The sequence below is a fragment of the Burkholderia sp. Bp9090 genome, from assembly GCF_003857985.1.
Classification (GTDB): Bacteria; Pseudomonadota; Gammaproteobacteria; order Burkholderiales; family Burkholderiaceae; genus Burkholderia.
This window is the reverse complement of record NZ_QTPV01000010.1, coordinates 56,088-80,905: the sequence shown is the minus strand read 5'-3', so window position 1 is coordinate 80,905 and position 24,818 is coordinate 56,088. Positions and strand designations below refer to the sequence as shown.

The window sequence follows — 24,818 nt, the reverse complement described above, 5'->3', positions numbered from 1 at the left end:
CCGCAGCAGGCTCCGCGCGGATTCGGCGCCGTTTGCGCGGGCCGTGTCGCGCCCTGTTTTTTTATTTTCGCGCGGGTCGCCGCCGCCCCGCTTTTCCGGAATCGGAAAGTCGAAATCAGAAATAGTTGGTTGGGACGCGCGAGCGCGCTCACTACACTCGAGCCATCTTGTCATAACAAGTTGACCGATGACCCCACCCAACGTCGTGCCGCTGTCGGCGGCGCCGCTCTACGTGCAGATCAAGGACACGCTGCGCACGCGCATCCTCGACGGCACCTATGCACCACACAGCCGGATGCCGTCCGAGCACGAACTCTGCGCGATGTTCGACGTGAGTCGCATCACGGTGCGCCAGGCACTCGGCGACCTGCAGAAGGAAGGCCTGCTGTTCAAGCTGCACGGCAAGGGCACGTTCGTGTCGAAGCCGAAGGCGTTCCAGAACGTGACGTCGCTGCAGGGCTTCGCCGAGGCGATGTCGTCGATGGGTTACGAGATCGTCAACGAGCTGCGCAGCTTTCGCACCGTGAAGGCCGATCGGCACCTCGCGACGAAGCTGAACGTGCCCGAAGGCGCGCCGCTCGTCGAGATCCACCGCGTGCGGCTGCTGAACCGCGAGCCGGTGTCGCTCGAGCAGACGTGGGTGCCCGAGGCGCTCGGCCAGCGGCTCGCCGGCGCCGATCTCGCGACCCGCGACATCTTCCTGATCCTCGAGAACGACTGCGGCGTGTCGCTCGGCCACGCCGACGTGTCGATCGACGCGATCCTCGCCGACGATGAAATCGTCGACGCGCTGCGCGTCGAGGAAAGCAGCCCCGTGCTGCGGATCGAGCGCCTGACGCACGACGCGTCGGGCACGCCGATCGACTACGAACACCTGTACTTCCGCGGCGACGCCTTCCAGTACCGGCTGCGCATCGACCGGCAGAAGACCCGCCAACCTGCAAGGAATCCTCAATGAATACCCATGTACTCGAATACGACATCGTCGTGGTCGGCGGCGGCACGGCCGGCCCGATGGCGGCGATCAAGGCGAAGGAGCGCGACCCGTCGCTGCGCGTGCTGCTGCTGGAGAAGGCCAACGTGAAGCGCAGCGGCGCGATCTCGATGGGGATGGACGGGCTGAACAACGCGGTGATCCCGGGCCACGCGACACCCGAGCAGTACACGCGCGAGATCACGATCGCCAACGACGGGATCGTCGATCAGGAAGCCGTGTACGCGTATGCGACGCACAGCTTTGCGACGATCGAGCAGCTCGACCGCTGGGGCGTGAAGTTCGAGAAGGACGGCACCGGTGACTACGCGGTGAAGAAGGTCCACCACATGGGTTCGTACGTGCTGCCGATGCCGGAAGGCCACGACATCAAGAAGGTGCTGTACCGGCAGCTGAAGCGCGCGCGCATCGCGATCACGAACCGGACCGTCGCGACGCGCGTGCTGACCGACGCGCAGGGCCGCGCGAGCGGCGTGCTCGGCTTCGACTGCCGCACGGCCGAGTTCCACGTGATCCGCGCGAAGGCCGTGATCCTGTGCTGCGGCGCGGCCGGCCGGCTCGGCCTGCCGGCGTCCGGCTACCTGATGGGCACCTACGAGAACCCGACCAATGCGGGCGACGGCTACGCGATGGCGTACCACGCGGGCGCGGCGCTCGCGAACCTCGAGTGCTTCCAGATCAATCCGCTGATCAAGGACTACAACGGCCCGGCCTGCGCATACGTGACGGGCCCGCTCGGCGGCTTCACCGCGAACGGCAAGGGCGAGCGCTTCATCGAGTGCGACTACTGGAGCGGCCAGATGATGTGGGAGTTCTACCAGGAACTGCAAAGCGGCAACGGCCCGGTGTTCCTGAAGCTCGACCACCTCGCGGAGGAAACGATCCAGACCATCGAGCAGATCCTGCACACCAACGAGCGGCCGAGCCGCGGCCGCTTTCACGCGGGGCGCGGCACCGACTACCGGCGCCAGATGGTCGAGATGCACATCTCCGAGATCGGCTTCTGCAGCGGCCACAGCGCATCCGGCGTCTACGTAAACGCCCGCGCGGAAACGACCGTGCCGGGGCTCTACGCGGCCGGCGACATGGCGGCGGTCCCGCACAACTACATGCTCGGCGCATTCACCTACGGCTGGTTCGCCGGACAGAACGCGGCCGACTACGTGGCCGGCCGCGCTCACGCGCCGGTGGACGACGAACAGGTCGCCGCCGAACGCGCCCGCGTGCTTGCGCCGCTCACGCGCGAGCGCGGCCTCGCGCCGGCGCAGGTCGAATACAAGCTGCGCCGCATGGTGAACGATTACCTGCAGCCGCCGAAGGCGACGCGCAAGATGGAGATCGGGCTGCAACGTTTTGACGGCATTACTGAGGATATCGAAGAAATCAAGGCGGGCCACCCGCATGAACTGATGCGCGCGGCCGAAGTGCGCGCGATCCGCGACTGCGCCGAAATGGCCGCGCGCGCGTCGCTGTTCCGCACCGAGAGCCGCTGGGGGCTGTACCACCATCGCGTCGACTTTCCGCATCGCAACGATGCCGAGTGGTTCTGCCACACGTGGCTGCGCAAGGGTGCCGACGGCACGATGCGCAGCGAGAAACGACCGGTCGAACCCTACGTCGTGCCGCTCGCCGACGACGAACGCAGCGCCTACGCGCACCTGCGCATCCGCGAACCGGCCGCACACGCGGCCGCCCTCTGACTCCGAGGAGCCTTACCGTGCCCCATACCCCGCACGACATCTTCCTGCGCAGCAGCGCGCCCGTGACGATCGACGAGGACCGCTGCATCGCCGACAAGGGCTGCACCGTCTGCGTCGACGTGTGCCCGCTCGACCTGCTCGCGATCGACGTGACCAAGGGCAAGGCCTACATGCAGTTCGACGAATGCTGGTACTGCATGCCGTGCGAACGCGACTGCCCGACCGGTGCGGTCAAGGTCGACATCCCGTACCTGCTGCGCTGACCTGGCGCGCCGCTTCCCCACTACCGGACTCACGACACATGAAACCTGCTTCCGACCATGCCGCGCTCGTCGCGCGCGTTGCCGCACCCGATGCATCGGTGCGCCGGATCGCGCTGCTCGAACTCGCCGATCTCGAGGATCCCGATCTCGTGCCGATCTTCGTAGCCGCGCTGCGCGACGATCCGTCCGCCGACGTGCGCGGCGAAGCCGCGCGTGTGCTCGCCGCCTGGGAGCAGCCCGACGTCGTCGACGCGCTGTGCCGCGCACTGCTCGATCCGGACGACGACGTGCGCGCGACCGCCGCACACAGCCTGTCCGAACTGAAGGACGTCGCATCCGGCGCCGCGCTGTGCCGCTGGGTCGAGCACGCCGAACCGTTCGTGCGCGGCGCCGTGCTGCGCGCGCTGCGTGAACTGCGCGACCCCGACGCGTTCGCGCCGGCGCTGCGCGCACTCGACGCGCCGGCGTCGGCCGTGCGCGCCGAGGCCGTCGCCGTGCTCGGCTGGCTCAAGGACGCCCGCGCGCTGGCGCCGCTCGCGCGCATCGCCACGACCGACACGCATGCGGACGTACGGCGTATCGCGGTCGGCGCGGTCGGATTCGCCGCGTCCGCCGACACGGCCGTCGTCACCGCCTTGCTGGCGGCGCTGCGCGACGCCGAATGGCAGGTCCGCGAGGAAGCGGCCGCGACGCTCGGCAAGCTGCGTGTCGCGGCCGCGCGCGCACCGCTCGTCGCCGCGCTCGACGACGATTACTGGCAGGTGCGCTTGCGTGCGGTGCGCGCACTCGGGCAATTGCGCGACGCCGCCGCGGCGCAGGCCGTCGCCGCGCTGCTGTCGCACGCGATCAGCAACCTGCGCAAGGAGGCCGCGCTCGCGCTCGGCGAACTGCGCGATCCTGCGACGCTGCCCGCGCTGCACGACGCGCTCGACGATCGCGATCCCGAAGTACGCAAGGCCGTGCGGATCGCGATCGCGCAGATCGGGGAAGATGCACGATGACGCCGCCGACCGAGATCCTGCTCGATCATGCGGCCCGCGCATTGACGCTGTGCTGGCCGGACGCCGACACGCAGCACATCGGCTATGCGCGCCTGCGCAGCGCTTGCCCATGCGCCGCATGCCGGAAGATCCGACTCGATGGCGGGCAGGTCGACGCGCCACCCGACCTGACGCTGGACGGCGTGGAAGCGGCCGGTTACGGCATCCGCCTGCTGTTCGGCGACGGTCACGCGCGCGGCATCTATCCGTGGCCGTTTCTGGCGGAACTCGGCGCAGACGAGACGGATGCGGGCGCCGCAGCGCACGACGTGCCCGCATCCGGCCATCCCGCGAACTGACCGTCGGCGAAGCTCGATCTGGCCGTCGACGAGCACGATCGTCCGGTCGGCTTCATGCTGCTCGACGGCAGTCACATGGAAGCGCTGTTCGTCGATCCCGCGCACCACGGCGCGGGTGTCGGGCGGCGGCTGGTCGAAGCGGCCCTCGGACGCCATCCCGACCTGTCGACAGACGTCAACGAGCAGAACGAAGCGGCGGCGGGATTCTACGAACGGCTCGGATTCGAGCGCTGCGGACGATCGGCGCGCGATGGACAAGGGCGGCCTTATCCGCTGATTCACCTTCGTTATCGCGGCGGCAAGCCAGACTGAGCAGGATCGGGACAGCGCGTGACGTCGCCTTGCGCTGCATCGAAAACCGCGCTTTCCACCGACGCTACAACGGAGCACCCGCCCGCCTTCTGCTCTGCGATACGCGAGCCATCCGTGCAGCACGGGCATCGCACCGCTACGCGCGTCAGCGTGGCAGCATGCGCTCGGCGACCGCGAACGCACGCTGCATGAAGTGGTTGAACCGCTCCGCATCGCGCCGCAGTCCGGCCTGCTGGCCGCCGATCAGACACAGGTGCGCGATCTGCCCGACGATCTCGGCTTCGCCCGGCATGGGTACCCACCGACGGGACGTCTCGAGCGCGAATGCGAGACGCGTGGCATCGACGCGCTGCTGGAATTCCGCGACCAGCGCGTCCTGCAATGCCCAGGCGCGGATCGCCACTTCGCGCCCCGGTCGCTTCTCCGCCGCGATGCGCAGGTAACGCGTCAGCGTGTCGGCCGCGCCGCGGCCGTCCGCCGCGTAGGCGAGCATGCGTGCGGTGTAATCGTCCTCCCACGCGGTCAGCAACGTCCTGACGAAGTCCTCCCGATTCCGGAAGTGGTGATGGAACGAGCCGCGGGTCACGTTCAGCCGTCGTGCGAGACGCTCGGCCGAAATCCCCGCATACCCTTCCCCGTCGAGGGCGTCGAAGCCCGCGGCGATCCAGTCGTTTCGAGTCAGTGTGCGCATCGGTATCGCCATACAGGCTGTGTATGGCGCGGCATGGGCAGATAGGCTGCGAACTCTATCACGGCCGCCACCGCTTCCTGCAAGGCGCCACGACTCACGGAGTTCACGTTGAAAGACATCGCTCTCGTCGCATTCGACCAGTTCACCGACATCGACCTGTTCCTGATGTGGGACATCCTCGGCCGCAATACCACGGACTGGCGTGTCCGGATTCTCGGCGCGCAGCCGCTGTTGCGTTCCGCGCATGGTCTGGCCATCCCCGTGCACGGCCCGCTCGAGGAAGCCAATTGCGCCGACGCCGTGCTGTTCTCGAGCGGCAGGCTGGGCATCCCGGCCGCGCTCGCGAGCCCGGATTTCCTGCCGTCGTTCGATCTCGATCCGGCGCGCCAATACATCGGATCGATCTGCGCGGGCGCCTTCGTCCTGGAGCGGCTCGGGCTTTTGCCGGACCGTCGCGCAACGACGCACCCCGACGCGCGACACGGGCTGACGGATCGCGGGCTGCATGTGCCGGACCAGCCGCTCGTGTGCCACGGCAATGTTGCGACGGCGGGCGGCTGCGTGGCGGCGCTCTATCTGACGGGATGGCTCGTGGAATCGATGTTCGATGCGGACAAGCGGCGCGAGACGTTGCTGCCGGTCCTGCCCGCCGGACAACGGGAACTCTACGAGGACATCATCGAATTCAGCATTCGACAAGGACAGGGGCAGACTTCGGGCTCGATCAGGATGATCGATGCCGGCGGTCGTCGGCTGCCCTAGTGCGCGACATGCAGACGCGTCGCTTGTAGTGGCCGGGCTGTCCCGCACCTCGGTGCCCGGACCCGGCATGCAGGCAAGGAAAACACTGCGCGCCGGCGACCATCGAATCACGGCCGCCAACCGCACAAACGACAACGCCCGGCAGGTTCCCCTGCCGGGCGTTGCGCATCATCCGATGCCGCTATCGGTCATCGAGGCACGCCTCGACGCCGACGCTCACTCCCACTCGATCGTCGCCGGCGGCTTGCCCGAGATGTCGTACACCACGCGGTTGATCCCGCGCACCTCGTTGATGATCCGGTTCGACGCACGGCCGAGCAGCGCGTACGGCAGGTGCGCCCAGTGCGCGGTCATGAAGTCGGTGGTCTGCACCGCGCGCAGCGACGTCACGTAGTCGTACGTGCGGCCATCGCCCATCACGCCGACCGACTTCACCGGCAGGAACACCGCGAACGCCTGGCTCGTCAGGTCGTACCAGGTCTTGCCGACGTCGGCCTCGCCGCACAGGCCCGCTGCCGCGTCCTGCGCGGTGGCGGTCGTGCCGCGCAACTCCTCGATGAAGATCGCATCCGCGCGACGCAGCAGGTCCGCGTATTCGCGCTTCACTTCGCCGAGAATCCGCACGCCGAGGCCCGGGCCCGGGAACGGATGGCGGTACACCATCTCCGGCGACAGGCCGAGCGCGACGCCGAGTTCGCGCACTTCGTCCTTGAACAGGTCGCGCAGCGGCTCGAGCAGCTTCAGGCCGAGCGTTTCCGGCAGGCCGCCGACGTTGTGGTGGCTCTTGATCGTCGTCGCCTTCTTCGTCTTCGTGCCGCCCGATTCGACCACGTCCGGATAGATCGTGCCCTGCGCGAGCCACTTCGCCTTCGACAGCTTCTTCGCCTCGGCCTGGAACACCTCGACGAACTCGCGGCCGATGATCTTGCGCTTCGCTTCCGGATCGGTCACGCCGGCCAGGTGGCCGAGGAACTGCTCGGATGCGTCGACGTGCACGACCTTCGCATGCAGGCGGCCCTCGAACATGTCGAGCACCATCTTGCCTTCGTTCAGGCGCAGCAGGCCGTGGTCGACGAACACGCAGGTCAGCTGGTCGCCGATCGCGCGGTGGATCAGCGCGGCCGCGACGCTCGAATCGACGCCGCCCGACAGGCCGAGAATCACTTCCTCGTCACCGACCTGCTCGCGAATCTTCGCGACGGCTTCCTCGATGTGGTTCTTCATGATCCAGTCGGGCTTCGCGCCGGCGATCTGCAGCACGAAGCGTTCGATGATCTGGCGGCCCTTCACCGTGTGCGTGACTTCCGGGTGGAACTGCACCGCGTAGTAGCCGCGCGCCTCGTCGGCCATGCCGGCGATCGGGCAGCTCGGCGTCGACGCCATCAGCGCGAAGCCCGGCGGCAGCTCGGCAACCTTGTCGCCGTGGCTCATCCAGACCTTCAGCATCCCGTGGCCTTCGTCCGTCTTGAAATCCTCGATGCCGTCGAGCAGGCGCGTATGGCCGTGCGCGCGCATTTCCGCATAGCCGAATTCGCGATGGTCGCTCCACTCGACCTTGCCGCCGAGCTGCACGGCCATCGTCTGCATGCCGTAGCAAATGCCGAGCACCGGCACGCCGAGATCCCACACGGCCTGCGGCGCGCGCAGCTGGTGGTCTTCGTACGTGCTCGCGTGGCTGCCCGACAGGATCACCGCCTTCGGCGCGAACTCGCGGACGAAGTCGTCGGACACGTCGTTCGGGTGGATTTCGCAGTAGACGTGCGCTTCGCGCACGCGGCGCGCGATCAGTTGGGTGACTTGCGAACCGAAGTCGAGAATCAGGATTTTGTCGTGCATGGCTGCGGACGGGATGAAGAGAATAAGAAAAGCAGCGCACGAAGCGCTGCGTCAAAAGCATGGACAGCGGCGTCGGGCGGCAGGCGGCTCGCGCGACGCATCGCCGGTCAATCCTGCAACGGCGGGCGGGCGTCGAATGCGACGCTGCCTGACGCGCGGTCGGATGCGGCCGACGTGGTGGCCGCGGCCGGCGCCGAGGGCGCCGCCGGACGGCTGACGACCGGTTCGACCCGCTGCCGCGGCGCGGAGGCCACCGCTGGTTCGGCCGGGCGCTTCGCGTCCCGAGCGTCGGGCGCCTGCGCCCGTTCCACCCTTTCCGCCTTCTCGCGCCGCCGCACGGTCGATGCCAGCCGCACGCCGCCGAGGCCCAGCAAGATCAGCGCGACCCCGGCCATCGCCGACAACACGCGGCCAGCGGCCGCGAGTGCGGGACCGTTGCCGGTGCCGAACGACCACACGACCGCCAGCACGCCGATCAGCCAGTTCACATGGCCGACCGCACGTGCGACGGGCGCCGTGAGGTCACCGTTGAGCGCCGCATGAAACGCGAGCCACGCGAGGCCGAGCAGCGCGATGCCGAACGCCTGGCCGAGCATCGCCGGCTGGATGTTCGCCAGCTGCAGCGCGTTGAACAGCGCCTGCCAGGGCGTCAGCACGAACAGCACGCCGAACGCCAGCAGCAGCACGGCATCGACGATCAGCACGGCTCGCAGCAGCGGTTTCATCGGCGATCAGTCCACGTGGTAGTTCGGTGCTTCCTTCGTGATCTGCACGTCGTGCACGTGCGACTCGCGCATGCCCGCCGCGGTGATCTGGACGAATTCGGCCTTGTCGTGCAGCTCGTCGATCGTGCGGCAGCCGCAGTAGCCCATGCTCGCGCGCACGCCGCCGACCAGCTGGAACAGGATCGCGTTGACCGAACCCTTGTACGCGACACGGCCTTCGATGCCTTCCGGCACGAGCTTGTCGATGTTCGCCGAGTTGTCCTGGAAGTAGCGGTCTGCCGCGCCGTCCTTCATCGCGCCGACCGAGCCCATGCCGCGGTACGACTTGTACTGGCGGCCCTGATACAGGAACACGTCACCCGGCGCCTCTTCGGTGCCTGCGAACATGCTGCCCATCATCACCGCGTTCGCGCCGGCCGCGAGAGCTTTCGACACGTCGCCCGAGAAGCGCACGCCGCCGTCGGCGATGCACGGCACGCCGGTGCCCTTCAGCGCTTCCGCGACGTTCGCGATCGCGCTGATCTGCGGCACGCCGACACCGGCGACGATCCGCGTCGTGCAGATCGAGCCCGGGCCGATACCGACCTTGACCGCGTCCGCACCGTATTCGACCAGCGCCTTCGCGGCGGCAGCCGTCGCGATGTTGCCGCCGATCACCTCGACGTGCGGGAAGTTCTGCTTGACCCAGCGCACGCGCTCGAGCACGCCCTTGCTGTGACCGTGCGCGGTATCGACGACGATCACGTCGACGCCGGCCTGCACCAGCAGCTCGACGCGCTCTTCGTTGTCCGGGCCGACGCCGACCGCCGCGCCTGCGCGCAGCTTGCCGTGCTCGTCCTTGCACGCGTCCGGGTGCTCGGTCTGCTTCGTGATGTCCTTGACGGTCATCAGGCCGCGCAGTTCGAACGCGTCGTTGACGACCAGCACGCGCTCGAGGCGGTGGCTGTGCATTAGCGCCTTCGCTTCGGCGAGCGGCGTGCCTTCCTTGACCGTGACGAGGCGCTCGCGCGGCGTCATGATCGACTTGATCGGCTCGTCGAGGCGCGTTTCGAAACGCAGGTCCCGGTTCGTGACGATACCGACGAGCTGCGGGCCTTCGACGACCGGGAAGCCCGAGATGCCATGCTGACGCGACAGCGCGATCACGTCGCGCACCTTCATCTGCGGCGGAACCGTGATCGGGTCGCGCACGACGCCCGATTCGAAACGCTTGACCTTCGCGACTTCGCGAGCCTGCTCGGCCGGCGTGAGGTTCTTGTGGACGATGCCCACACCACCCTGCTGCGCCATCGCGATCGCGAGGCGACCTTCGGTGACCGTGTCCATCGCGGCGGACACGAGCGGCATGTTCAGGGAGATGTTGCGGGTCAGCTTGGTCTTCAGGCTGGTGTCGCGCGGGAGAACGTCGGAAAAGGCGGGAACGAGGAGCACATCATCGAAAGTGAGTGCTTTTTGGATCAGACGCATGGCAAATCCTATGGGCGCAAAAGCGAATTATACGCGAAGCGCTGCGAATTTTCACAACACGAACAACGGGTTAGCCGCCTTCAGGCGCCCGGGGGCCGAATCGTTCGGATCGCCGTTCGGTTCGTTTTCGATCGCCTTTCGTTTCACCCCCGCATCGGCCCATTCGCGCAGCCGGCCGGAATCGGGCCGATCGCCCGCCGTTGCCGCACGACGCCGGACCTGCCGACGGCGCCTGCGCCGGCCCCGTTCGACGCGCGCCGCCCCCCGGGGCGCCGCTAGGCCAGTCCGGCCGCCGCCCACGCGATCATCGCCGCGCCGGCGCCGATCGCCACGCCGCCGACGAGCCGCGCGACGCGAACGCCAGCCGGCGCCAGCCGCTCGGCGGCGACCGCCACGGTCACGACGGCCATCACGCGCAGGTCCATCATGCCGGCCGCCAGTGCGACGGCCGTCAGGTTCCCGCAGCAGGCACCGCACCGTAGCGCGGTACGCACGCCGTACCGCCACGCGACCGCAGCCCGGGCTGCCGCCCGCGGCGCGCATGCGTCGTCCGGCGCATGCCGGCAGCAAGCGAGCCGGCGCGCCTTCCAGCCGGAAAACTGCAGCACGCCCGCGCCGAGCACGATCGCGCCAGCCGCGAACGGCACCGTGGCGGCGAGCGCGGGCAGCCGCGCGGCGGCCGCCGCCCATGCAGTGCCGACCGGAAACACGAGCGCGCCGAGCGCCATCCACACGGAGAAATACGCGGTGCCCGCGACCGCGACGAACCATGCCGCACGCGCGTCGTCCGCCGCGCCGAGACGTTGCCGACATCGCCAGAGCACCGGCGCCAGCACCGGCAGCATCATCGTCACCGTCATCGCGCCCCACATCCCGGCGAATGCGGCGAACGCGCGCCCAGCCTGCCATCCGCACGGCCTGAGCCACCCGGCCGACAGCGTCCAGCCGCCGGCCATCGGCATGCCGCCCATCGCGTCCATCGATGCGTGCTGCGCGAGCGTCGCCCAGATCGCGGCGGCCCATACCGCGACGAGCGCGGCGCCGAACACCCGCCGGCCGCCGCCCGCGTCAGCAGCAACAGCCCGTTTCGTCGCCGTGCTCATCGCCCGCTCCCGCGGCTCGCCGGGCCGTGCTCAACCGCGTGCGTACTCGTCATGACGGCGCCACCACACGCCCGTCTCGTTGCGCCCGAGCGGCGCGCGATCGAGCCACTGGTACATCCCCCACAGCCCGTCGAGCCCGCGCGCGTACGTCGAATACGTGTGATAGACGATGCCGTCCTCGCGTACGAACGCGCTCATCCCCGGCCGGTCGCGCGCGTACGTCGCGGCGTCGGTGCCGCACGTCGCCGCGAACTGGGCGAGCGCGGCGGGCGGCGGGTCCATGTCCATCGCGTGGGCGGCGCGCGCATAGTTGTATTCGACGTCGCCGGCGCGCTGCTGCGCTTCGGTGAACGACACGTTGAAGTCGAAGTTGAACTCGCCGCCGTCCGACGACGCCCACGGAAAGTGCCAGCCCATCCGCTGCCGGTATGCCAGCAGCTTCGCAAGCGGCGCGCGCGACACCGCCGCGAGCGTCACGTCGTGGTTCGCGAGGTGGACCGCGAAACCGTCGAAGCCGTCGGCGAGCGCCGAGCACGACGGGCAGCCGGCCTTGTAGTCGGGGCCGAACATGAAGTGATAGACGAGCAGTTGCGAGCGGCCGCCGAACAGATCGTCGAGCGTCGCCGGGCCGCGTTCGGTGTCGAACCGGTAGGCCTTGTCGACGCGCACCCACGGCAGCGCCTGGCGCCGCCGCGCGAGTTCGTCGCCCTGCCGGGTCAGCGCCTTTTCCGCATCGAGCAGCGCGCGGCGCGCAGCCAGCCATTCGTCGCGCGTTCCGGTGAGATGGTTCGTCATTACGGGTTCCTCCTTTCGATGGATATCCGGGCACGGCACATCTGCCGTGTGCGTGGTGCTAGATTAGGACCGGGCGTCGAACCGGAGGGAGTGACAACTGTGTCGGGATTCGGATGGATTCGCTGATCACGGCCGCCGCGCGGGCGCTCGCGGCGGGCGACCCGCTCGGCGCGCTGAACCGCGTCGCGTTGCGCGACGACGCGCCGGCGCTCGCGTTGCGCGGCATCGCGATGGCCCAGCTCGGCGATTTCGAGCGCGCACGCGCGCTCGTGCGCAGCGCGGCTCGCGCGTTCGGCGCGAAGGAAGCCGTCGCGCGGGCGCGCTGCGTCGTCGCGGAGGCCGAGATCGCGCTGGCGTCACGCGACCTCGGCTGGCCGTCGCGCGCCCTCGACGCCGCCTGCGCGACGCTCGACGCACACGGCGACCGCACGAACGCCGCGCATGCGCGCTATCTCGGCGTGCGCCGGCTGCTGCTGATCGGGCACGTCGGGGATGCCGAACAGCGGCTCGCGAGCCTCGATCCCGCACCGCTGCCCGCCGCATCGCGCGCAGCTCATGAACTGATCGCGGCCGGCATCGCGATGCGCCGCATCCGCCCGCACGCGGCGCGCCTGGCGCTCGCCCGTGCGCGCGCGGCCGCACGGGACGCCGGCATCGCCGCGCTGACGGCCGAAGTCGACACGGCCGCCCGCATGCTCGATACGCCGGCCGCGCGACTCATCGCGCGCGGTGCGTCGCGGCTCGTGCTGCTCGACGAGGTCGAGGCGCTGCTGGCATCGAACGCGCTGGTCGTCGATGCATGCCGCCACGCGGTGCGCGACGCGCGCACGACCGTGTCGCTCGCACGCCGCCCGGTGCTGTTCGTGCTCGCCCGCGCACTGGGCGAGGCGTGGCCCGGCGACGTGTCGAGAAACACGCTCGTCGCCGCGGCGTTTCGCGCGAGACATGCGGACGAATCGCATCGCGCCCGCCTGCGCGTCGAGATCGGCCGCTTGCGCGCGGTGCTGCGGCCGCTCGCGAACATCACTGCGACGCCGAGCGGCTTCGCGCTCGAACCGCTCGGCCCGCACGAGGCCGTCGTGCTCGCGCGTCCGGTCGACGACCGCCACGCGGCCGTGCTCGCGCTGCTCGCGGACGGCGAGGCGTGGTCGAGCTCCGCGCTGGCGCTCGCACTCGGCGTGAACCCGCGCACCGTGCAGCGCGCGCTCGATGCGCTCGCCGAAGCGGACAAGGTGCAGGCGGTCGGCCGCGGTCGCGCGCGCCGCTGGATGACGCCGCCGCTGCCCGGATTCGCGACGACCTTGTTACTCCCCGCGCCGCTGCCGGGCGACTAGGATGGGGATACCAACGACGAGGTGACAAACATGAAACGCTCCACCGCAGACATCCTCCGCGAATACGGCCCGTTTCCGGGCGTCGACGGCGTACACGGCGTCACGTTCGACGGGCGGCACGTGTGGTTCGCGTCCGGCGACAAGCTGAACGCGCTCGACCCGGAACGCGGCACGACCGTGCGCGCACTCGACGTCGCCGCGCACGCAGGCACCGCGTTCGACGGGCGCCACCTGTTCCAGATCGTCGAGGACCGTATCGAGAAGATCGATCCCGACTCCGGCCGCGTGCTCGCGACGATCCCCGCGCCCGGCGGCGGCGCCGATTCGGGGCTGGCCTGGGCGGAAGGCACGCTGTGGGTCGGCCAGTACCGCGAACGCAAGATTCATCAGGTGGATCCGCAATCGGGCGCCGTGCTGCGCACGATCGAATCGAACCGCTTCGTCACCGGCGTGACGTGGGTCGACGGCGAGCTGTGGCACGGCACCTGGGAAGCGGACGAGAGCGCGTTGCGGCGGATCGACCCGCGCACCGGGCAAGTGCTCGAACAGGTCGACATGCCGCCCGGCGTCGGCGTGTCGGGGCTGGAGTCCGACGGCCGCGACCTCTTCTACTGCGGCGGCGGCAACAGCGGCAAGCTGCGCACCGTGCGCCGCCCCGCGCGTGCAGCCGCGGCGGGCGACAGTGCTGCGGCGGCCGAGCCGGTCGAGCGCTGATCGGTTGATCGTCGAAGGGCAACGCGACCCACCGCAGCCCCCGGTCAAACAGGACCGGGTCGCGGCGGCGCTTGCAGCCGATCCTTCCCACGTCCCGCTCCCGAGTGCAGGAATGAACAAGACGCGGTCGCGCCGCCGTCGTTAAGATGCGCGCTCGTCAGTCTTTCGTTCGGAGTAGTCGATGCAGCGCGGTGTGGTGTATGGCGTCCTCGCGGGCGCGTTGTGGGGCATGGTCTTTCTCGTGCCGCGGCTGATGACCGACTTCTCGCCGCTGCTGCTGAGCGCGGGCCGCTATGCGATGTACGGCCTCGTGTCGCTGGCGGCGGCCCTGCCGGCCGCCCGCTCGCTGCTCGCCCGGCTGACCCGCGAGGACCTCGTCGCGCTCGCGAAGCTCGCGCTGATCGGCAACGTTGCGTACTACATGCTGCTGTCCGGTGCCGTGCACCTGATCGGCATCGCACCCAGTTCGCTGATCGTCGGCGTGCTGCCCGTGACCGTCACGCTCGCGGGCGTCGGCGACCACGGCGCGATGCCGCTGCGGCGCCTCGCCGCCCCGCTCGCGCTGGTGATCGCGGGCATCGTCTGCATCAACGTCGACCTCTTCACGTCGGAAGCCGCGCAGGCGACGACGCTCGGCCAGAAGCTCGCGGGCATCGCGTGCGCAAGCGGCGCACTCGCGAGCTGGACCTGGTACGCGGTCGCGAACACGCGCTACCTGCAGCGCCACCCTCATTTCGGCGGCAACGAGTGGTCGGTGCTGTGGGGTGTCGTGACGGGGCTGATCGGCGGCCTCTGCTGGCTCGCGATCCTCGCGCTGCCGGCCGGCACGGTGCAGGCCGCCGTTCCGGCATCGCGCTGGCACCTGTTCTGGCTGCTGAACCTCGTGCTTGCGATCGGCGCGTCGTGGCTCGGCAACGGACTGTGGAACGCGGCGTCGAAGCGGCTGCCGCTCACGCTGTCCGGCCAGCTGATCGTGTTCGAAACCGTGTTCGCGATGCTCTATGCGTTCGTCTACGATCAGCGGATGCCGCGCGTACTCGAGATCGTGGCGCTCGCCCTGCTGCTGGCGGGCGTCTACGGGTCGGTGCGCCGGCACAACGACACGCATGCGGGCGGCAACACGCCCGGCAGCGCGGCCGTGAACGCGAACGTCACGGCGCACTGAGCGCCGCCGCGCCTGGTCTGACGAATCGGAACGGAGAAGATGCAGCAACGCCGACGCGACGCGTCAGCGCGCGTCCTTGTGCATCCACTTGCGGCCCTCGACGGAGCCCTCGCGGCGGGTCTTGTCGACGCGCCGCTGACGCGCGAGCTTCGGATCGACGATCAACGGGCGGTAGATCTCGACGCGGTCGTGGTCGGCGAGCGGCGCGTCGAGCGGCGCGAGCTTGCCGAATATGCCGGTTTTCGTGTGCGCGAGGTCGATTTCCGGGTGCAGCGCGAGCACGCCGCTCGCGTCGATCGCCGCGCGCACGGTCGCGCCTTCGGGCAGCGACACCGGAATCAGCGTCTGGCGATCCGGCAGCGCGTAGCAGACTTCGATCGACAGCATCGCGTCACCCCTTCCCGTAGCGCTGGTCGGCGCGCTTGACGAACGAATCGACGAACGTGTTCGCGATATGGCTGAACACCGGCCCGATGATCTTCTCGAGCAGGATGCTCGAGAACTCGTAGTGCAGCGCGAATTCGATCTTGCATGCATCGGCGCGCAGCGGGATGAAGCGCCACGAGCCCGTGAACTTCCGGAACGGGCCGTCCGCGAACTCCATGTCGATCCGCGTCGGGCGCTGCTGCGTGTTGCGCGTCGCGAAATGCTGCTTGATGCCCTTGAAGTTGATGTCGATGCGCGCTTCCATACCGCTGTCGTCCTGACGGCGAATCTCGACGCCACCGCACCAGGGCAGGAAATTGGGGTAATCGGCCACGTCGGTGACGAGGTCGAACATCTGTTCCGCCGAATGACGGATCAATACGGTTTTCTGGACATCTGCCATAAATCGCGCGGCATCGCTCAAGGTGAGAACGCAAGCCGGGCGATTCCCGCCCTGCTTTGCTAAAATCGTGATTTTAAACGAGTTGGCCCGATCCTTTCATGAGCATCATCGACAACAGGAAAGCGCACTTCGATTATCACATCGAGGAACGCTACGAGGCGGGGCTCGTGCTCGAGGGCTGGGAAGTCAAGGCGCTGCGCGCCGGGCGCGGCCAGATCAAGGAAGGCTACGTCGTGGTGAAGAACGCCGAGATCTTCCTGATCGGTACCCACATCAGCCCGCTGCCCGAAGCCTCGACGCACATCAAGCCCGATCCGGTCCGCACGCGCAAGCTGCTGCTGCACCGTGACGAAATCAAGAAACTGATCGGCAAGGTCGAGCAGCGTGGCTACACGCTCGTGCCGCTGAACTTCCACTACAAGGGCGGTCGCGTGAAATGCGACATCGCGCTCGCGAAGGGCAAGAAGCTGCACGACAAGCGCGAAACCGAGAAGAAGCGCGACTGGGAACGCGAAAAGGCGCGCATCATGCGCGCCGGCACCTGACGCTCGGGAAAGCCAGCCTCGCAAACAACACGGCCCGCTCGAAGCGGGCCGTGTTGCTGTGTGCGATGCGAAGCGCATGGCCGGACCGCCGCTCGCGTTCCGGGACGAACCGCTGCGCAGCCTGCGCTGCTGACATGCGGGCGCGATCGCGCCCGCGGTCGCGCGACGATTCGCCGCATGCCGGGCACATGACCGGCACATGACCGGCACATACCGGGCGCATGCCCGGCACACGACGGGCACATGCCGGGCACACGACGGGCGCACGAGCGGCGCACACCCGGCGACGCTCGCGGCGATCGCCGGCACGCGTAACCCGCGCGTGCCGCTCAGCCCCGCCCGCTCGCCGCCGGTGCCGCGTTCTTGACGATCGTCAGCGCCGACGCGATCGCGGTGCCGAGATCCGACAAGTTCGCCGGCACGATCAGCGTATTGCCCTGTTTCGCGAGGTTCGAGAACGCGCCGACGTACTGCTCGGCGACCTTCAGGTTCACGGCATCCATCCCGCCCTGCGACTGGATCGCGTTCGCGATCTTCTGGATCGCCTGCGCGTTCGCCTCGGCCACCGCGAGAATCGCGGCCGCCTCGCCCTGCGCCTGGTTGATCGCGGCCTGCCGCTCGCCTTCCGACTTCTGGATCGCCGCTTCGCGCGCGCCCGACGCGAGGTTGATCTGCTCCTGCTTGCGGCCTTCGGAAGCAGCGATCAGCGCGCGCTTTTCCCGCTCCGCGGTGATCTGCGCCTGCATCGCATGGAGGATCTCCTTCGGCGGCGTCAGGTCCTTGATCTCGTAGCGCAGCACCTTCACCCCCCAGTTCGCGGCGGCCTGGTCGAGCGCCGACACGATGTTGTGGTTGATGAAGTCGCGCTCCTCGAAGGTCTTGTCGAGTTCGAGCTTGCCGACCACCGAGCGCAGCGTCGTCTGCGCGAGCTGCGTGATCGCGAGCACGAAGTTGCTCGACCCGTACGACGCCTTCATCGGATCGGTCACCTGGAAGTACAGCACGCCGTCGACCTGCAGCTGCGTGTTGTCGCGCGTGATGCAGACCTGGCTCGGCACGTCGAGCGGAATTTCCTTCAGCACGTGCCGGTAGGCGATGCGGTCGACGAACGGCAGCACGATATTGAGACCGGGCGACAGCGTCGCGTGATAGCGCCCGAAGCGTTCGAGCACCCACGCATGCTGCTGCGGCACGATCTTCACCGTCTTCGACACGATCACGATGGCGATGACGAGCAGGACGACCCAGATGATCAGCGAATCCATGAAATATTCCCTCCTTGTTGTATCAGTGGACGATCAGCCCGCGGGTTTCGCGATGACGACGAGACTGTTGCCGCGCACGGCACGCACCTGATACACGCGTGCATCGTCGCGCTCGCCGGCCGCGAGTTCGACGTCCCAGTCGGCGCCGCGATACTGCACACGCGCGCGGCGGTCGTGCCACGCGTCGACCGTGACGGTCGCGCCGATATCGAGATTGACGTCCGGATTCGTCGACGTGTCGCGCTTCTGCTTGCGCCCGAGCCCCGAGCGGCGCAGCACGATCATCGCGACGATCGCGACCACGGCGGCCGCACCGAACTGCACGTGCGGCGCGAAACCGGCGAGCTGCAGCAGCGCGCCCGCGAGAAAGCCGAGCGCGATCATCAGCAGATAGAACGTGCCGGTCAGCAATTCGGCGACGACCAGCACGCCGACTCCGACCCACCAGAACAGATGTCCCGACATCATTGTGGTCTCCCGAAAAACGTCCCCGCTGCTCACTATATTCGCTGCGCGCCCGCCCGTGGGTCGCGGTCGACACGCATGACGCAACGCGGCGCGTACCGACGAAAAAAAACACCCCGGCGCTTACCGGGGTGTTTATAACACGAACCTTGCATTTTGCCTTCAACGCAAGCGCGGCGTACCGCGCTTGCGCCGAATAAGCGTTACCGACCGTTACTTCCGGTTGGCGAGCGCCTGCCACGTATCGATGATCGTGTCCGGGTTCAGCGAGATCGACACGATGCCTTCGTCGGTCAGCCATTGCGCGAAGTCCGGGTGATCGGACGGGCCCTGGCCGCAGATACCGACGTACTTGCCCATCTTGCGGCAGGTATCGATCGCGCGCTTGAGCAGGAACTTGACGGCCGGGTCGCGTTCGTCGAAGTCGACGGCCAGCAGTTCCATGCCCGAGTCACGGTCGAGGCCGAGCGTGAGCTGCGTGAGGTCGTTCGAACCGATCGAGAAACCGTCGAAGTGCTCGAGGAACTCTTCGGCGAGGATCGCGTTAGTCGGGACTTCGCACATCATCACGAGGCGCAGGCCGTTCTCGCCGCGCTTCAGGCCGAACTTCTCGAGCAGGCCGACGACACGCTCCGCCTGCTTCACGGTACGCACGAACGGCACCATGATCTCGACGTTGGTCAGGCCCATCTCGTCGCGCACGCGCTTCAGTGCACGGCATTCCATCTCGAACGCCTGCGCGAAGTCTTCGGCGATGTAACGCGACGCGCCGCGGAAGCCCAGCATCGGGTTTTCCTCGTCCGGCTCGTAGCGCGAACCGCCGATCAGCTTCTTGTACTCGTTCGACTTGAAGTCGGACAGACGCACGATCACGGGCTTCGGATAGAACGCCGCGGCGATCGTCGCGACGCCTTCCGTCAGCTTGTCGACGTAGAACTGGCGCGGCGACGCGTGACCGCGCGCGACGCTCTCGACCGCCTTCTTCAGGTCCTGGTCGATGTTCGGGTACTCGAGGATCGCCTTCGGGTGCACGCCGATGTTGTTGTTGATGATGAACTCGAGACGCGCGAGGCCAACACCACCGTTCGGCAGTTGCGAGAAGTCGAACGCGAGCTGCGGGTTGCCGACGTTCATCATGATCTTGACCGGGATTTCCGGCAGTTCGCCGCGCTGCACTTCCGTGACTTCCGTCTCGAGCAGCCCGTCGTAGATCTTGCCTTCGTCGCCTTCCGCGCACGACACCGTGACGAGCGCGCCGTCCTTCAGCACGTCGGTCGCGTCGCCGCAGCCGACGACTGCCGGCACGCCGAGCTCACGCGCGATGATCGCCGCGTGGCAGGTGCGGCCGCCACGGTTCGTGACGATCGCCGCCGCACGCTTCATCACCGGCTCCCAGTTCGGGTCGGTCATGTCCGCCACCAGCACGTCGCCCGGCTGCACGCGTTCCATTTCCGACGGGTCCTGGATCACGCGCACGGGGCCCGCGCCGATCTTCTGGCCGATCGCGCGGCCCGTTGCCAGCACCTGCGACTGGCCCTTCAGCTTGAAGCGCTGCTCGGCCTTGCCGCTCGCCTGGCTCTTCACCGTTTCCGGACGCGCCTGCAGGATGAAGATCTTGCCGTCGCGGCCGTCCTTGCCCCACTCGATGTCCATCGGACGCTGGTAGTGCTTCTCGATGATGACCGCGTACTTCGCGAGTTCGATCACGTCTTCGTCGGTGATCGAGTAGCGGTTGCGCTGCTCGTGCGGCACGTCGACCGTCTTCACGCGGCCCGGCTCGCCCGGCTGCGTGAATTCCATCTTGATCAGCTTCGAGCCGATCGAGCGGCGGATGATCGGGTACTTGTCCTGTGCGAGCGTCGTCTTGAACACGTAGAACTCGTCCGGGTTCACGGCGCCCTGCACGACGGTTTCGCCCAGGCCGTAGCTCGACGTGATGAACACGGCGTCCTTGAAGCCCGATTCGGTGTCGATCGTGAACATCACGCCGGCCGCGCCGACGTCCGAGCGGACCATGCGCTGCACACCGGCCGACAGCGCGACTTCAGCGTGCGTGAAACCCTTGTGCACGCGATACGAGATCGCGCGGTCGTTGTACAGCGACGCGAACACGTGCTTCATGCGGTCGAGCACGTCGTCGATGCCGACGACGTTCAGGTACGACTCCTGCTGGCCGGCGAACGACGCGTCGGGCAGGTCTTCCGCGGTCGCGGACGAACGCACGGCGAACGACAGCTCGCCCGGCGAGCCGTTCTTCAGGATTTCGAACTGTGCGCGGATTTCCTCCTCGAGACGTGCCTGCAGCGGCGCGTCGACGATCCACTTGCGGATTTCGGCACCGGCTTCGGCGAGCGCCTTCACGTCGTCGATGTCGAGCGACTCGAGACGCTTGGCGATGCGATCGGTCAGATCGTTGTGCTTGAGGAAATCGCGGAATGCGAGCGCGGTCGTGGCGAAACCGGTGGGTACGCGAACGCCTGCTTCGGAAAGCTGGCTGATCATCTCGCCGAGCGACGCATTCTTGCCGCCCACGATCTCCACATCGGTCATCCGCAACTGCTCGAACGGGATTACATACGCCTGGTCCTTTGCGACGTTTGCTGCGTTAGTCATACAAGCCCCTAAGTGTGAAAAAAATGCTCGATTGCGCAAGTGGGCTCGGACGCGGGCGCTTGCAAAAAGGCGCGGCGCGTCTTGCGCAACCTGTTGGAGAAACAATCGCAGGCGGGAAATCTTCCGACCCGATTTGCAAAAATCCCGGCAGAAGGGCGATATATTCAGACGAATCGCCGAACTTGCCGGGAGTTCTGGAACGTTCGCGGCAAGTCTGGCGTGCCGTTCGCACCCCGCCCCCGCAATTGCTTATCCAACAGGTTGCCGCTATTCTACCGTGCCGGCTGCCGGATGTGGCGCGACCTTGTCACTGTGCCTGGAGGCGGACCTCCAGCCGCCCGCGCAACCGCCCTTCACGCTCGACGCCCAGATTCATGCTGCCTACCGTTTTCATCGTCTCCGACGGCACCGGGATCACTGCCGAAACCTTCGCGCACTCGATCCTCTCCCAGTTCGACCAGAAATTCCGGCTCGTGCGCGTGCCGTTCGTCGACTCGCTCGACAAGGCCTTTTCGACCGTCGAGAAGATCAACGAAGCCGCGGTGCACGACGGCCGCCGCGCGATCGTGTTCACGACGCTCGTCGACAGCGAGTCGAACGACATCGTCAAGCGCTCGAACGCGCTCGTGCTGGACATGTTCCAGCGCTTCGTCGAGCCGCTCGAGCAGGAACTGGAGCTGAAGTCGAGCCACGCGATGGGCCGCGGCCACCAGAACGCCGACACCGAGGAATACAAGACGCGGATCGAGGCGATCAACTTCTCGCTCGCGCACGACGACGGCCAGTCGAACCGCAACCTGTCGGAAGCCGACGTGATCCTGGTCGGCGTGTCGCGCAGCGGCAAGACGCCGACGAGCCTGTATCTCGCGATGCAGTACGGCGTGAAGGCCGCCAACTATCCGCTGATTCCGGAAGACTTCGAGCGCGGCAAGCTGCCGTCGGCGCTGTCGCCGCATCGCGACAAGCTGTTCGGGCTGTCGATCGATCCGCAGCGCCTGTCGGAGATCCGCAACGAGCGCCGCCCCGGCAGCAAGTACGCGGCGCCCGAGAATTGCCGCTACGAGATCAACGAGGCCGAGGCGATGATGCGCCGCGAAGGGATCAAGTGGCTGTCGTCGACGCACAAGTCGATCGAGGAGATCGCGACGACGATCCTGCAGGAAATCCGCCTCGACCGGCAGTCGTACTGACGATTTGCCCGCCGGCGCGGCCGTCAGGCCGCCGCCAGAAGCAGAAAGGCCGCGAACGCGGCCTTTTTTCATGTGCGGGATACGACGCGCGGGCAACGCCGTGCGTCACGTCGTGACGTCATGCGTGCCGCTGCTGCCGCACCTGCTCGAACAGGCACACCGCCGCCGCAGCCGCCACATTCAGCGACTCCATGCCGCCCGGCTGCGGGATCGTCACGCGATGCGTGGCCACGTCGCGCCAGAACGCCGACACGCCGGCGCCCTCGTTGCCGAACACCCATGCGACGGGACCGGCCAGGTCGCAGTCGTAGATCGCCTGCGCGCCGTGCGAATCGGTCAGCGCGACCGGCACGTCGAGGCGTTCGGCGAGCGCGCCGGCCTCGACATCCTCGTGGATCGACAGCAGGAAGTGCGCGCCCATTCCCGAGCGCAGCACCTTCGACGACCACGCATAGGCGGTGCCCGGCGCGCAGAACACGTGCCGCACACCGGCCGCGGCCGCGCTGCGCAGGATCGAGCCGACGTTGCCGGCGTCCTGCACGCCGTCGAGCACGACCGACGTGTGCGTGACACGCTCCGGCAGCGGCTGCGCGGGACGATCGACGAGCAGCAGGAAACCGACGCCGCTCACCACGTTCGACAGTTGTCCGAACAGCGCATCGGGCAGCGTGACGACCCGCTGCACGTCGACGCGCGCGATGATCGCCTGCGCTTCGTCGTGCGCGAGCGCGCCTTCGGTGGCGACGCACAGCTCGGGTATCGCGCCCGTATCGAGATACGCGCTGGCGAGGTGAAAACCTTCGAGCAGCGCCTGGCCGCCGCGGCGCTGCTGGGACGTCGAACCCGCAAGCGCCTTCAGGCGCTTGTACAGCGGGTTGTCGCGGGAAGTAATGCTTTTCATCGAATCAGGTCGAGTGCCGCGCGCACGGGTGCGAACGAGCGCCGATGCGCTTCGCACGGGCCGTGCTCGCGCAGCGCGGCGAGATGTTTCTCGGTGCCGTAGCCCGCATGCACGTTGAACCCGTACACCGGGAAGCGTTCGTGCAGCTCGACGAGCATGCGGTCACGCGCGACCTTCGCGAGGATCGACGCGGCCGAGATGCTCGGCACGAGCGCGTCGCCGCTGACGATCGCCTCGGCACGCACCATCAGCGTCGGGCAGCGGTTGCCGTCGATCTGCGCGAGCGTCGGCAGCACCGACAGGCCTTCGACGGCCCGCTTCATCGCGAGCATCGTCGCGTGCAGGATGTTGAGCGTGTCGATCTCGTCGACGCTGGCCGACGCGACGCAATACGCACGCGAGCGCGCGACGATCAGGTCGTACAGCGCGTCGCGCTTTTTCGCGGACAGCGCCTTCGAATCGTCGAGCCCGTCGATCGGCTGCGCGGGATCGAGGATCACCGCGGCGGCGACCACCGGCCCCGCGAGCGGGCCGCGGCCCGCTTCGTCGACGCCGCAGACGATCTCGTCGGGCCGGCTGAAGTCGAAGCCGCCCTGCACGTCGGTCGACGCGCGGCGGCGTGGTGCACGAGCTGCCGTCATGCGCGCCCCTTGCGTTGCTCGAGTACGCGCACGACCGCTTCGGCCGCCTTCGCGGCCGTGTTCTGCCGCAGCGAGAGATGCATTTCGGTAAACACTTCGGTCAGCGTGCGGCGGTTCGCGTCGTCGCGCAGCTGCGTGAGCGTCGCATCGGCGAGCGCCTCGGGCGTCGCGAAATGCTGCAGCAGCTCGGGCACGACGAAGCGCCCCGCCAGGATGTTCGGCAAGCCGACGTACGGCAGATAGCCCTGCCGGCGCATGATCTGTCCGGTCAGCCAGGGCACCTTGTACGAGATCACCATCGGCTTTTTCAGCAGCGCGGCTTCCAGCGTGACGGTGCCGCTCTTCACGAGGATCGCGTCGGCGGCCGTCATCGCGACCTGCGAGCGGCCGTCGGTGATCGTCAGCGCGAGTTGCGGATGGGCGTCGACGAGCGGCTGCAGCAGTTCGCGCAGCGCGGGCGTCGCCGCCGGCATCACGAACCGCACGCCGGGCTCGCGCTGCTGCATCAGCGCCATCGCGGCGAAGAACGTCGGGCCGATCAGCCCGATCTCCGAGCGCCGGCTGCCCGGCAGCACCGCGATCACGGGGCCCTCGGCCGGCAGGCCGAGCGCGATGCGCGCGCCGTGCGTGTCGGGCTCGAGCGGAATCTCGTCGGCCAGCGGGTGGCCGACATACGTCGACGCGACGCCTGCCTTGTCGAGGATCGCCGGTTCGAACGGGAACAGGCACAGCATGTGGTCGACGGACTTCGCGATCTTCTTGATCCGGCCGCCGCGCCACGCCCAGATCGACGGGCACACGAAGTGGATCGACGGGATGCCCGCGTCGCGCGCGGCCTGCTCCACGCTGAAGTTGAAATCGGGCGCGTCGACGCCGATGAAGGCGTCGGGCCGCTCCGCGAGCAGCTGGCGCTTCAGCTCGCCGCGAATCCGCAGGATCTCGGGAATCTGGCCCAGCGCCTCGACGTAGCCGCGCACCGTCAGCTTGTCCATCTGCCAGTGCGAGTCGAAGCCGTGCGCGAGCATCCGCTGCCCGCCGATCCCGTAGTAGCGGGTCGATGCGGGCAGCCGCGCCTGAAGCCCGCCGAGCAGCGACGCCGCGAGCAGGTCGCCCGACGGCTCGCCGGCCACCATCGCGAGCCGGAGCTGATTGGTCGGGAGCGACATCGC

The 24,818-nt window shown here is 68.1% G+C and carries 25 protein-coding genes and 1 pseudogene; 12 read left to right on the top strand and 14 right to left on the bottom strand.

Features of this window, described 5'->3' with window-relative positions; translation table 11 throughout:
- The first annotated feature begins 187 nt into the window (after nt 1-187).
- The 6 genes and pseudogenes from DIE16_RS12350 to DIE16_RS12325 all read left to right on the top strand — a co-directional run.
- Entirely contained in the window at nt 188-958 is a 771-nt protein-coding gene (locus DIE16_RS12350; protein ID WP_124892345.1) for a GntR family transcriptional regulator, read from the top strand.
- On the top strand, nt 955-2,694 hold the full coding sequence (locus tag DIE16_RS12345; protein ID WP_124892344.1) for a fumarate reductase/succinate dehydrogenase flavoprotein subunit: 1,740 nt from the start codon (nt 955-957) through the stop codon (nt 2,692-2,694). Before DIE16_RS12350 ends, DIE16_RS12345 begins: the two co-directional genes overlap by 4 nt.
- A gap of 17 nt (nt 2,695-2,711) precedes the next feature.
- Nucleotides 2,712-2,957 carry a ferredoxin family protein gene (locus tag DIE16_RS12340; protein ID WP_006755644.1) on the top strand — a complete coding sequence of 82 codons (246 nt, stop codon included), beginning with the start codon at nt 2,712-2,714 and terminating at the stop codon, nt 2,955-2,957.
- Nucleotides 2,958-2,995: 38 nt separating this feature from the next.
- Nucleotides 2,996-3,958, top strand: a complete 963-nt coding sequence (locus tag DIE16_RS12335; protein ID WP_124666425.1) for a HEAT repeat domain-containing protein — start codon at nt 2,996-2,998, stop codon at nt 3,956-3,958.
- On the top strand, nt 3,955-4,296 hold the full coding sequence (locus DIE16_RS12330) for a gamma-butyrobetaine hydroxylase-like domain-containing protein (protein ID WP_124486204.1): 342 nt from the start codon (nt 3,955-3,957) through the stop codon (nt 4,294-4,296). Before DIE16_RS12335 ends, DIE16_RS12330 begins: the two co-directional genes overlap by 4 nt.
- Nucleotides 4,297-4,608: pseudogene (locus tag DIE16_RS12325) on the top strand (acetyltransferase); the annotation flags it as partial. It lies immediately after the preceding gene.
- A gap of 145 nt (nt 4,609-4,753) precedes the next feature.
- Here DIE16_RS12325 and DIE16_RS12320 read toward each other — a convergent pair.
- Complete coding sequence (locus DIE16_RS12320; RefSeq protein ID WP_124892343.1) at nt 4,754-5,299, bottom strand: TetR/AcrR family transcriptional regulator; 546 nt, start codon at nt 5,297-5,299, stop codon at nt 4,754-4,756.
- Nucleotides 5,300-5,407: 108 nt separating this feature from the next.
- Between DIE16_RS12320 and DIE16_RS12315 the strand changes: the two genes are divergently transcribed.
- Complete coding sequence (locus DIE16_RS12315; protein WP_124892342.1) at nt 5,408-6,061, top strand: DJ-1/PfpI family protein; 654 nt, start codon at nt 5,408-5,410, stop codon at nt 6,059-6,061.
- Between the two features lie 216 nt (nt 6,062-6,277).
- Here the strand turns inward: DIE16_RS12315 and guaA are convergent, their stop codons facing one another.
- From guaA to DIE16_RS12285, 5 genes are all read right to left on the bottom strand, one after another.
- Nucleotides 6,278-7,897 carry a glutamine-hydrolyzing GMP synthase gene (gene guaA, locus DIE16_RS12310; protein WP_124892341.1) on the bottom strand — a complete coding sequence of 540 codons (1,620 nt, stop codon included), beginning with the start codon at nt 7,895-7,897 and terminating at the stop codon, nt 6,278-6,280.
- A gap of 107 nt (nt 7,898-8,004) precedes the next feature.
- A complete protein-coding gene (locus tag DIE16_RS12305; RefSeq protein WP_044843751.1) occupies nt 8,005-8,622 on the bottom strand; it encodes a hypothetical protein in 618 nt (205 codons plus the stop codon).
- A gap of 6 nt (nt 8,623-8,628) precedes the next feature.
- The gene (gene guaB / locus DIE16_RS12300) at nt 8,629-10,089 is read right to left on the bottom strand and encodes an IMP dehydrogenase (RefSeq protein WP_042977262.1); all 1,461 of its coding nucleotides are present in this window, start codon (nt 10,087-10,089) and stop codon (nt 8,629-8,631) included.
- A 275-nt stretch (nt 10,090-10,364) separates the two neighbouring features.
- Complete coding sequence (locus tag DIE16_RS12290) at nt 10,365-11,192, bottom strand: DUF2182 domain-containing protein (RefSeq protein WP_124520020.1); 828 nt, start codon at nt 11,190-11,192, stop codon at nt 10,365-10,367.
- Between the two features lie 30 nt (nt 11,193-11,222).
- Nucleotides 11,223-11,987 (bottom strand): DUF899 domain-containing protein, encoded by a 765-nt coding sequence (locus tag DIE16_RS12285; protein ID WP_124570230.1) that lies wholly within the window; start codon nt 11,985-11,987, stop codon nt 11,223-11,225.
- A 113-nt stretch (nt 11,988-12,100) separates the two neighbouring features.
- On the opposite strand from DIE16_RS12285, the gene DIE16_RS12280 reads away from it, so the two are divergent.
- The 3 genes from DIE16_RS12280 (at nt 12,101) to DIE16_RS12270 (ending at nt 15,200) form a co-directional block, all read left to right on the top strand.
- Nucleotides 12,101-13,321 (top strand): helix-turn-helix domain-containing protein, encoded by a 1,221-nt coding sequence (locus DIE16_RS12280; protein WP_124520213.1) that lies wholly within the window; start codon nt 12,101-12,103, stop codon nt 13,319-13,321.
- 30 nt (nt 13,322-13,351) lie between these two features.
- On the top strand, nt 13,352-14,035 hold the full coding sequence (locus tag DIE16_RS12275; RefSeq protein ID WP_124570231.1) for a glutamine cyclotransferase: 684 nt from the start codon (nt 13,352-13,354) through the stop codon (nt 14,033-14,035).
- Nucleotides 14,036-14,216: 181 nt separating this feature from the next.
- The gene (locus tag DIE16_RS12270) at nt 14,217-15,200 is read left to right on the top strand and encodes a DMT family transporter (protein WP_124892339.1); all 984 of its coding nucleotides are present in this window, start codon (nt 14,217-14,219) and stop codon (nt 15,198-15,200) included.
- 63 nt (nt 15,201-15,263) lie between these two features.
- Here DIE16_RS12270 and DIE16_RS12265 read toward each other — a convergent pair whose 3' ends face one another.
- Complete coding sequence (locus tag DIE16_RS12265; RefSeq protein WP_124520012.1) at nt 15,264-15,587, bottom strand: RnfH family protein; 324 nt, start codon at nt 15,585-15,587, stop codon at nt 15,264-15,266.
- A gap of 4 nt (nt 15,588-15,591) precedes the next feature.
- The gene (locus tag DIE16_RS12260; RefSeq protein WP_044843759.1) at nt 15,592-16,029 is read right to left on the bottom strand and encodes a type II toxin-antitoxin system RatA family toxin; all 438 of its coding nucleotides are present in this window, start codon (nt 16,027-16,029) and stop codon (nt 15,592-15,594) included.
- A gap of 98 nt (nt 16,030-16,127) precedes the next feature.
- Between DIE16_RS12260 and smpB the strand changes: the two genes are divergently transcribed.
- Complete coding sequence (gene smpB / locus DIE16_RS12255; RefSeq protein WP_050012888.1) at nt 16,128-16,574, top strand: SsrA-binding protein SmpB; 447 nt, start codon at nt 16,128-16,130, stop codon at nt 16,572-16,574.
- Nucleotides 16,575-16,903: 329 nt separating this feature from the next.
- Here smpB and DIE16_RS12250 read toward each other — a convergent pair whose 3' ends face one another.
- The 3 genes from DIE16_RS12250 to ppsA all read right to left on the bottom strand — a co-directional run bounded on the left by DIE16_RS12250 (nt 16,904) and on the right by ppsA (nt 20,917).
- Nucleotides 16,904-17,839, bottom strand: a complete 936-nt coding sequence (locus tag DIE16_RS12250) for an SPFH domain-containing protein (RefSeq protein WP_044843761.1) — start codon at nt 17,837-17,839, stop codon at nt 16,904-16,906.
- A gap of 33 nt (nt 17,840-17,872) precedes the next feature.
- On the bottom strand, nt 17,873-18,307 hold the full coding sequence (locus tag DIE16_RS12245) for an NfeD family protein (protein WP_044843762.1): 435 nt from the start codon (nt 18,305-18,307) through the stop codon (nt 17,873-17,875).
- A 210-nt stretch (nt 18,308-18,517) separates the two neighbouring features.
- Entirely contained in the window at nt 18,518-20,917 is a 2,400-nt protein-coding gene (ppsA, locus tag DIE16_RS12240; RefSeq protein ID WP_124486193.1) for a phosphoenolpyruvate synthase, read from the bottom strand.
- A 374-nt stretch (nt 20,918-21,291) separates the two neighbouring features.
- On the opposite strand from ppsA, the gene DIE16_RS12235 reads away from it, so the two are divergent.
- Complete coding sequence (locus DIE16_RS12235; RefSeq protein WP_044843764.1) at nt 21,292-22,107, top strand: pyruvate, water dikinase regulatory protein; 816 nt, start codon at nt 21,292-21,294, stop codon at nt 22,105-22,107.
- A gap of 118 nt (nt 22,108-22,225) precedes the next feature.
- On the opposite strand, the gene DIE16_RS12230 is transcribed toward DIE16_RS12235, so the two are convergent.
- From DIE16_RS12230 to lpxB, 3 genes are read right to left on the bottom strand one after another with little or no spacing between them, the layout of a single operon-like run.
- The gene (locus DIE16_RS12230) at nt 22,226-23,008 is read right to left on the bottom strand and encodes an RNA methyltransferase (RefSeq protein ID WP_124520010.1); all 783 of its coding nucleotides are present in this window, start codon (nt 23,006-23,008) and stop codon (nt 22,226-22,228) included.
- A complete protein-coding gene (gene rnhB, locus DIE16_RS12225; protein WP_044843766.1) occupies nt 23,005-23,649 on the bottom strand; it encodes a ribonuclease HII in 645 nt (214 codons plus the stop codon). Before rnhB ends, DIE16_RS12230 begins: the two co-directional genes overlap by 4 nt.
- A complete protein-coding gene (lpxB, locus tag DIE16_RS12220) occupies nt 23,646-24,815 on the bottom strand; it encodes a lipid-A-disaccharide synthase (RefSeq protein WP_124486191.1) in 1,170 nt (389 codons plus the stop codon). The genes rnhB and lpxB overlap by 4 nt, the downstream gene beginning before the upstream one ends.
- Nucleotides 24,816-24,818: the final 3 nt, after the last annotated feature.